The following is a 6,918-nucleotide window of genomic DNA, read 5'->3' as shown; positions in this document are numbered from 1 at the left end:
AAGACGCCACTCGCGGACCTCGAAGGTGCCCGCCCGGTCCGGGGACGGCGGGCAGCCGGTTCCCCTGCGGCGGGGGCGGTTGAAGTTGGAACGGAATGGTGACATTGACGTCCGGTTCACCGCCCCTGGCCTGCGGTTAAGATGCGCCGGTGCGCGTGCGGTACGCGCGGGGGCGCGGGCTGGGCCAGGCCCGCCGAGGGGAGTGGCAAGTTGAACGTGGGGCCGATATCGGGGGCGTCGGTTGGGGCGCGGGGACGCGGCGGCACGCGGCGGCGTGCGGGCACCAGGCTGGCGGCGCTGGCACTCGGTGTGATGCTGGCGGCCACCGCCTGCGGCGGCGGGGATGCGAACGCCGGCTCGGGTGACGGCAAGGCGAAGGGCAAGGACTCCACCGCCGCGCAGAGCAAGCAGTCCGAGGCGGTCGTCACCATTGCACCCGAGGACGGGGCGAAGTCCGTCAGGACCAGCGGCGCGCTGAAGGTGACCGCCGCCAAGGGCAAGCTCACCGAGGTCGTCGTCAAGGACCCGGACGGCGACCGGATCGAGGGCCGGATATCCGGCGACGGCGCCACCTGGACGCCGTCCACCCACCTGGCCGCCTCCACCACGTACACGGTGCACGCGGTCGCCAAGGACTCCGAGGGCCGCACCGCGGCCGAGGACTCCACCTTCACCACCCTGACCCCGCAGAACACCTTCATCGGCAACTTCACCCCCGAGGACGGGTCGAAGGTCGGTGTCGGGATGCCGTTCTCCATCCGCTTCACCCGGGGCATCACCGACCCGGACGCCGTCGAGCGGGCCATCCGGATCACCACCGAGCCGGCCGTCGAGGTCGAGGGCCACTGGTTCGGCAACGACCGCCTGGACTTCCGGCCCGAGAAGTACTGGAAGCCCGGCACCAAGGTCAGCGTCCACCTCAACCTCGACGGCGTCGAGGGCCGCCCCGGCGTCTACGGCGAGCAGGACAAGAAGATCTCCTTCACCATCGGCCGCAACCAGGTCTCCGTGGTCGACGCCAAGAAGCTCAAGATGACGGTCATGCGGGACGGGAAGGTCATCAAGACCATCCCCGTCACCACCGGAGCGCCGGGCTACGAGACCTGGAACGGCCAGATGGTCATCAGCGAGAAGCTGAAGGTCACCCGGATGAACGGCGAGACGGTCGGCTACGGCGGCGAGTACGACATCAAGGACGTCCCGCACGCCATGCGCCTGAGCACCTCCGGCACCTTCATCCACGGCAACTACTGGGGCGGCGACGCCTTCGGCAACCGCAACGCCAGCCACGGCTGCGTCGGCCTGCGCGACGTGCGCGGCGGCTGGGACAAGAAGACCCCGGCGGCCTGGTTCTTCGACAACTCCATGATCGGCGACGTGGTGATCGTGAAGAACTCCAAGGACAAGACCATCGCCCCCGACAACGGGCTCAACGGCTGGAACATGTCCTGGGAGAAGTGGAAGTCGTAGCTCCGCGCGCGGGACGAGGCGGGACCCCCCCGCGCGGCGCGGGGCGTGTCCCCCCGCCCGGGACGAGCGTGACGCACCCGTGAGACGGCGGCCCCGGTGTGAGGTACGGCACCGGGGCCGCCGGCGTTAGCCCCCGTTAACCTGCTCTCATGACCGTGAATCTCGAAGTCGCCGAGGGCGTCGGCACGCTGCGCCTGGACCGCCCGCCCATGAACGCGCTGGACGTCGCCACCCAGGACCGGCTCAAGGAACTCGCCGAGGAGGCCACCCGCCGCGACGACGTGCGGGCCGTGGTGATCTACGGCGGGGAGAAGGTGTTCGCGGCCGGCGCGGACATCAAGGAGATGCAGGCCATGGACCACACCGCGATGGTGCTGCGCGCCCGCGCCCTGCAGGACTCCTTCACCGCGGTGGCCCGCATCCCCAAGCCGGTGGTGGCCGCGGTCACCGGCTACGCGCTCGGCGGCGGCTGCGAGCTGGCGCTCTGCGCCGACTACCGCATCGCCGCGGAGAACGCCAAGCTCGGCCAGCCGGAGATCCTGCTCGGCCTCATCCCGGGCGCGGGAGGCACCCAGCGCCTGGCGCGGCTGATCGGCCCGTCCAAGGCGAAGGACCTGATCTTCACCGGCCGTCAGGTCAAGGCCGACGAGGCGCTCGCGCTGGGCCTGGTGGACCGGGTGGTGCCCGCCGAGGAGGTGTACTCCGCCGCGCACGCCTGGGCGGCGAGGCTGGCGCAGGGGCCGGCGATCGCGCTGCGCGCCGCCAAGGAGTCCATCGACACCGGCCTGGAGACGGACATCGACACCGGTCTCGCGGTGGAACGCAACTGGTTCGCCGGTCTGTTCGCCACCGAGGACCGGGAGCGCGGGATGCGCAGCTTCGTGGAGGAGGGCCCGGGCAAGGCCAAGTTCCTCTGACGGTCCTCCGCCGGTCGTCTGCCCGTTCTTGGCAGGTCCTCTGGCGACGAGGTGAAAACCTGCGCCAGGGCTTGCAATTGACACGATGTCTGATTCCAGTCCCTCGGCAGGGCGGTTTATGGCAGCCTTAAGGGCGGCTTAAGCCCGCCTTGTCGAGGGAGTCCGTCGATTGCCGCAGAGCGAGCCGTTTCCGCAGGTGAGGCAGGGTGCCGAAGGCTGCGACATGCCTCTGGCATATGACGGCGGACCGATGCGGAAGGGGGGCGCACGGGGGGCGTATTCCTCCGGAACGGCCCCCGGGGCCGCCCCCGGCGGTCATGATGGAGGCATGGCGGGGCTGGAGGGTATGGAACAGCCGCGGGGAGACGGACGTGCCACTGCGTCGCGCTGGTCGCCGACGGTCGAGGACGAACGCGCCCTGAAGGCACTGGAGTTGTTCGGCAATCCCACGGAGCAAGAGGTTCCGTTGCCGTCCCGCCCCGAGTCCGCGGCCACCGCCCGCCGACTGGTCCAGATGGTCGTCCTGCGCCAGTGGGGCCTCAACGCCAGGACCACGGAGGACGCCGTCTTACTCGTCTCCGAGCTCGTCGGCAACGCCGTACGCCACACCGGCGCCCGCGTCTTCGGACTGCGGCTGCGCCACCGCCGCGGCTGGATCCGCGTCGAGGTCCGTGACCCGTCCCGCGGCCTGCCCTGCCTGATGCCGGTCCAGGAGATGGACATCAGCGGCCGCGGCCTCTTCCTCGTCGACAAGCTGGCCGACCGCTGGGGCGTCGATCTGCTGCCGCGCGGCAAGACCACCTGGTTCGAGATGCGCGTCACCGACCGCTGAACGCGTCCCGTGCGCCGGTCCCCGATACGTTCCGCGTGTCGCTCCTCGGACGCCTGCGGTGCGCCACCGCCCTCACCGCCGGGCGCGTCCTTGAGTCTCCACCCGCTGGAGACACCACACTCCTCGCCATGAACGAAGACGGCACCGAGCTGTTCACCATCGGTGAGCTGGCCCGCGCCACGGGCCTGTCCGTGCGCACCATCCGCTACTGGTCCGACGAGGGCGCCCTGCCCCCGGTGGCCCGCTCCAGCGGCGGCTACCGCCTCTACGACGCCGCCGCTGCCGCCCGCCTCGAGCTGATCCGCACCCTGCGCGAACTGGGCCTGTCACTGGCGGACGTCCGCCGGGTCCTGGCCGGCGAGACCACCGTCGCGCAGGTCGCGGCGGCCCATGTGGCGGCCCTGGACGCACAGATCCGCGCCCTGAAGGTGACCCGCGCGGTGCTGTCGACCGTGGCACGACGCGGCTCGACCGCCGAGGAGACGACACTGATGAACAGACTGGCCCGCCTGTCGGCGGCGGAACGCCGCCGCATCGTCGACGACTTCATGACGGAGATCTTCGAGGGCCTCGACACCGCCGACCCCGACATCCGCGGCCGGCTGCGCTTCGCCGCGGCCGACCTGCCCGACGACCCCACGCCCGAGCAGGTGGACGCCTGGGTGGAGCTGGCCGAGCTGATCCAGGACCCTGAGTTCCGGGCCGCCATGCGCAGAATGATCGAGTTCAACGCGGCCGACCGGGCCCCGGACACCCCCGCGGGAACCTCCCTGTGGTTCATGAGCCGCCTGGTGCAGCGCGCCGGTGAGGCGCTGAGGGAGAACGTCGCCCCCGCATCGCCCCGCGCCGCCGAGATCCTGCGCGACCTGATCGGCGGTGCCCACCCGGCCGCCGTCAAGGAGCGCCTCACCGCGGGCACCGACCCGCGCCTCGCCCGCTACCGCGCGCTCAACGCGATCGTGAAAGGCCAGGAGCCCCCCGCCTCCTACGATGCGGAGTTCGCCTGGGCGGTCGCCGCACTGGACGCGCTCGCCGCCGGTTGAACCGGCCTGCGACAGCAAGCCCACCCGAACAAGTGACCCGCAGCGCCCGGTGACCCGCAGCGCGCAGGGCCCGGTCGCGCGGCCGGGCCCTCAGGCGCCCCCGGCCCACTCCCTGAGCGCCGTCCTGCTGGGGAAGTCGGCGACGTTCTTGTCCAGGGGGTTGTCGGTGTACTGATGGAAGCGCCACTTGGCCTTGATGCGGGGCTTGCCCGCGGTGACGTAGTCGGCGATCCACAGGCCGTCGCCGGCGTAGGAGGTGGTGTCCACGTTGAGCCAGAAGTTGCGGTTGCAGTAGAGGATCACCCGGTGGCCGGGGCGGAGCGACTTCACCTTGCGGATGAAGGAGTCCTTCTCCGCATTGCTGGCCCGGGTCCCGTCGCCCGTGGTCTCCCAGTCGACGGCGAGGACGTCCCCGGCGCGTTCCGGGGCCTTGGAGACGAAGTACTCGGCCTGGGCGGTGAGGTTGCCCGGCCACAGGAAGTGGTAGAAGCCCACCACCAGACCGGCGTCGCGGGCCGTCCTGGTCTGGGCGGCGAGCCTGGGGTTGACGTAGGTGCGGCCCTCGGTCGCCTTGATGAAGACGAAGGAGAGGCCGTCGGTGTCGTAGGACGAGGGCTGGTACGAGCTGACGTCGATACCGCGCAGCATGATGCTCCCGAAGTGCCGGGGGATGTTCTGGAATCAAGGATTCCCCCGGCACCTCGCGGCAACCGTGTCAGTCCGTGACGTCGGCCCCCGTCGGCAACGGCGGCTCCGCCTCGGCCCGTTGGAACTCCTCGTCGGTGAGGACCCGGGAGCGGAGCAGGAAGCGGACTCCCTCGGGAGCCTCCAGCGAGAAACCGCTGCCCCGGCCGGGCACCACGTCGACGGTGAGGTGGGTGTGCCGCCAGTAGGCGAACTGGTCGGAGCTCATCCAGAACGGCGTGTCACCGGCGACGTGTCCCAGCAGGACGTCGGAGGCGCCGACCCGGAACTCACCGCGCGGGTAGCACATCGGTGCGCTGCCGTCGCAGCAGCCGCCGGACTGGTGGAACATCAGCGGACCGTGCATGTCCTTCAGCCGGTTCACCAGGTCCTCGGCCGCCCGCGTCAGTTCGACCCGCCTCACACGCGCCTCCATCAGAAGAAGCCGAGCTTCTGGGCCGAGTAGCTCACCAGCAGGTTCTTGGTCTGCTGGTAGTGGTCGAGCATCATCTTGTGCGTCTCGCGGCCGATGCCGGACTTCTTGTAGCCGCCGAACGCGGCGTGCGCCGGGTAGGCGTGGTAGCAGTTGGTCCACACCCGGCCCGCCTTGATCTCGCGGCCCATGCGGTACGCGGTGTTGCCGTCCCGGGTCCACACGCCGGCGCCCAGACCGTACAGCGTGTCGTTGGCGATCTTCAGCGCCTCGTCCACGGAGTCGAAGGTGGTCACCGACACCACCGGACCGAAGATCTCCTCCTGGAAGATCCGCATGTCGTTGGTGCCCCGGAAGATCGTCGGCTCGATGTAGTAGCCGCCCTCGAGCCCCTCCACCGTGCGCGGACCGCCGCCGGTGAGCAGCTCGGCGCCCTCCTTCTTGCCGATGTCGATGTAGGACAGGATCTTCTCGTACTGGTCGTTGCTGGCCTGCGCGCCGATCATGGTCGCCGGGTCGAGCGGGTTGCCGCTGACGATGGCCCTGGTGCGCTGGATGCAGCGGGCCATGAACTCGTCGTAGATCGACGAGTGGATCAGCGCCCGGGACGGGCAGGTGCACACCTCGCCCTGGTTGAGCGCGAACATCACGAAGCCCTCGACGGCCTTGTCCAGGAAGTCGTCGTCGGCGGCCGTCACGTCCGGCAGGAAGATGTTGGGCGACTTGCCGCCCAGCTCCAGCGTGACCGGGATGATGTTCTCGCTGGCGTACTGCATGATCAGGCGTCCGGTGGTGGTCTCGCCGGTGAACGCCACCTTCGCGATGCGCGGGTTGGACGCCAGCGGCTTGCCCGCCTCCACGCCGAAGCCGTTGACGACGTTGAGCACGCCCGGCGGCAGCAGATCGGCGATCAGTTCGACCACGTACAGCAGGCTGGCCGGGGTCTGCTCGGCGGGCTTGATGACCACGCAGTTGCCTGCGGCCAGCGCGGGCGCCAGCTTCCAGGCGGCCATCAGGACGGGGAAGTTCCACGGGATGATCTGGCCGACCACGCCCAGCGGCTCGTGGAAGTGGTACGCCACCGTGTCCGCGTCGATCTCCGCGATGCTGCCCTCCTGGGCGCGCACCACCCCGGCGAAGTACCGGAAGTGGTCCACCGCCAGCGGAATGTCGGCGGCCAGCGTCTCGCGCACCGGCTTGCCGTTCTCCCAGGTCTCCGCGACGGCGATCTTCTCCAGGTTCTCCTCGATCCGGTCGGCGATCCGGTTGAGGATGTTCGCGCGCTCGGTGGTGGAGGTACGGCCCCACGCGGGCGCGGCGGCGTGCGCGGCGTCCAGCGCCAGCTCGATGTCCGCGGCGGAGGAGCGGGCCACCTCGCAGATGACCTCGCCGGTGACCGGGCTCGGGTTCTCGAAGTAGCGGCCTTCGACGGGGGCGACCCACTTTCCGCCGATGAAGTTGTCGTACCGGCTGTCGAAGGCGACGATGCTGCCGTCCGTGCCGGGCTGCGCGTACACCATGGCGGCTCTCCTCGAAGGA

7 protein-coding genes are annotated in these 6,918 nt (G+C 70.2%); 4 read left to right on the top strand and 3 right to left on the bottom strand.

Annotation, left to right across the window (positions count from 1 at the left end):
* Nucleotides 1-210 precede the first annotated feature (210 nt).
* From HCJ93_RS17400 to HCJ93_RS17385, 4 genes are all read left to right on the top strand, one after another.
* Nucleotides 211-1,470 carry a L,D-transpeptidase gene (locus tag HCJ93_RS17400; protein WP_240967654.1) on the top strand — a complete coding sequence of 420 codons (1,260 nt, stop codon included), beginning with the start codon at nt 211-213 and terminating at the stop codon, nt 1,468-1,470.
* A gap of 149 nt (nt 1,471-1,619) precedes the next feature.
* Nucleotides 1,620-2,387, top strand: coding sequence for an enoyl-CoA hydratase/isomerase family protein (locus HCJ93_RS17395; protein ID WP_167996633.1), 768 nt, complete (start codon nt 1,620-1,622; stop codon nt 2,385-2,387).
* Nucleotides 2,388-2,610: 223 nt separating this feature from the next.
* The gene (locus tag HCJ93_RS17390; RefSeq protein ID WP_167996632.1) at nt 2,611-3,219 is read left to right on the top strand and encodes an ATP-binding protein; all 609 of its coding nucleotides are present in this window, start codon (nt 2,611-2,613) and stop codon (nt 3,217-3,219) included.
* A 128-nt stretch (nt 3,220-3,347) separates the two neighbouring features.
* Nucleotides 3,348-4,262, top strand: a complete 915-nt coding sequence (locus tag HCJ93_RS17385) for a helix-turn-helix domain-containing protein (protein WP_167996631.1) — start codon at nt 3,348-3,350, stop codon at nt 4,260-4,262.
* A gap of 90 nt (nt 4,263-4,352) precedes the next feature.
* On the opposite strand, the gene HCJ93_RS17380 is transcribed toward HCJ93_RS17385, so the two are convergent.
* The 3 genes from HCJ93_RS17380 to adh form a co-directional block, all read right to left on the bottom strand.
* Nucleotides 4,353-4,910 (bottom strand): glycoside hydrolase family 25 protein, encoded by a 558-nt coding sequence (locus HCJ93_RS17380; protein WP_167996630.1) that lies wholly within the window; start codon nt 4,908-4,910, stop codon nt 4,353-4,355.
* Between the two features lie 67 nt (nt 4,911-4,977).
* A complete protein-coding gene (locus HCJ93_RS17375) occupies nt 4,978-5,382 on the bottom strand; it encodes a DUF779 domain-containing protein (protein ID WP_167996629.1) in 405 nt (134 codons plus the stop codon).
* Entirely contained in the window at nt 5,382-6,899 is a 1,518-nt protein-coding gene (gene adh, locus HCJ93_RS17370) for an aldehyde dehydrogenase (RefSeq protein ID WP_167996628.1), read from the bottom strand. The genes HCJ93_RS17375 and adh overlap by 1 nt, the downstream gene beginning before the upstream one ends.
* Nucleotides 6,900-6,918 lie beyond the last annotated feature (19 nt).

The organism is Streptomyces composti, from assembly GCF_012034205.1.
Classification (GTDB): domain Bacteria; phylum Actinomycetota; class Actinomycetes; order Streptomycetales; family Streptomycetaceae; genus Streptomyces; species Streptomyces composti.
The sequence above is the reverse complement of the archived record's forward strand: the minus strand, read 5'-3'. Positions and strand labels throughout refer to the sequence as shown.

Excerpts from the sequence above, each read along its gene's own strand:
- HCJ93_RS17390 (WP_167996632.1), top strand. The coding sequence starts at position 2,611 with ATGCCTCTGGCATATGACGGCGGACCGATGCGGAAGGGGGGCGCACGG.
- HCJ93_RS17380 (WP_167996630.1), bottom strand. The coding sequence starts at position 4,910 with ATGCTGCGCGGTATCGACGTCAGCTCGTACCAGCCCTCGTCCTACGAC.
- HCJ93_RS17375 (WP_167996629.1), bottom strand. The coding sequence starts at position 5,382 with ATGGAGGCGCGTGTGAGGCGGGTCGAACTGACGCGGGCGGCCGAGGAC.
- HCJ93_RS17395 (WP_167996633.1), top strand. The coding sequence starts at position 1,620 with ATGACCGTGAATCTCGAAGTCGCCGAGGGCGTCGGCACGCTGCGCCTG.
- adh (WP_167996628.1), bottom strand. The coding sequence starts at position 6,899 with ATGGTGTACGCGCAGCCCGGCACGGACGGCAGCATCGTCGCCTTCGAC.
- HCJ93_RS17385 (WP_167996631.1), top strand. The coding sequence starts at position 3,348 with ATGAACGAAGACGGCACCGAGCTGTTCACCATCGGTGAGCTGGCCCGC.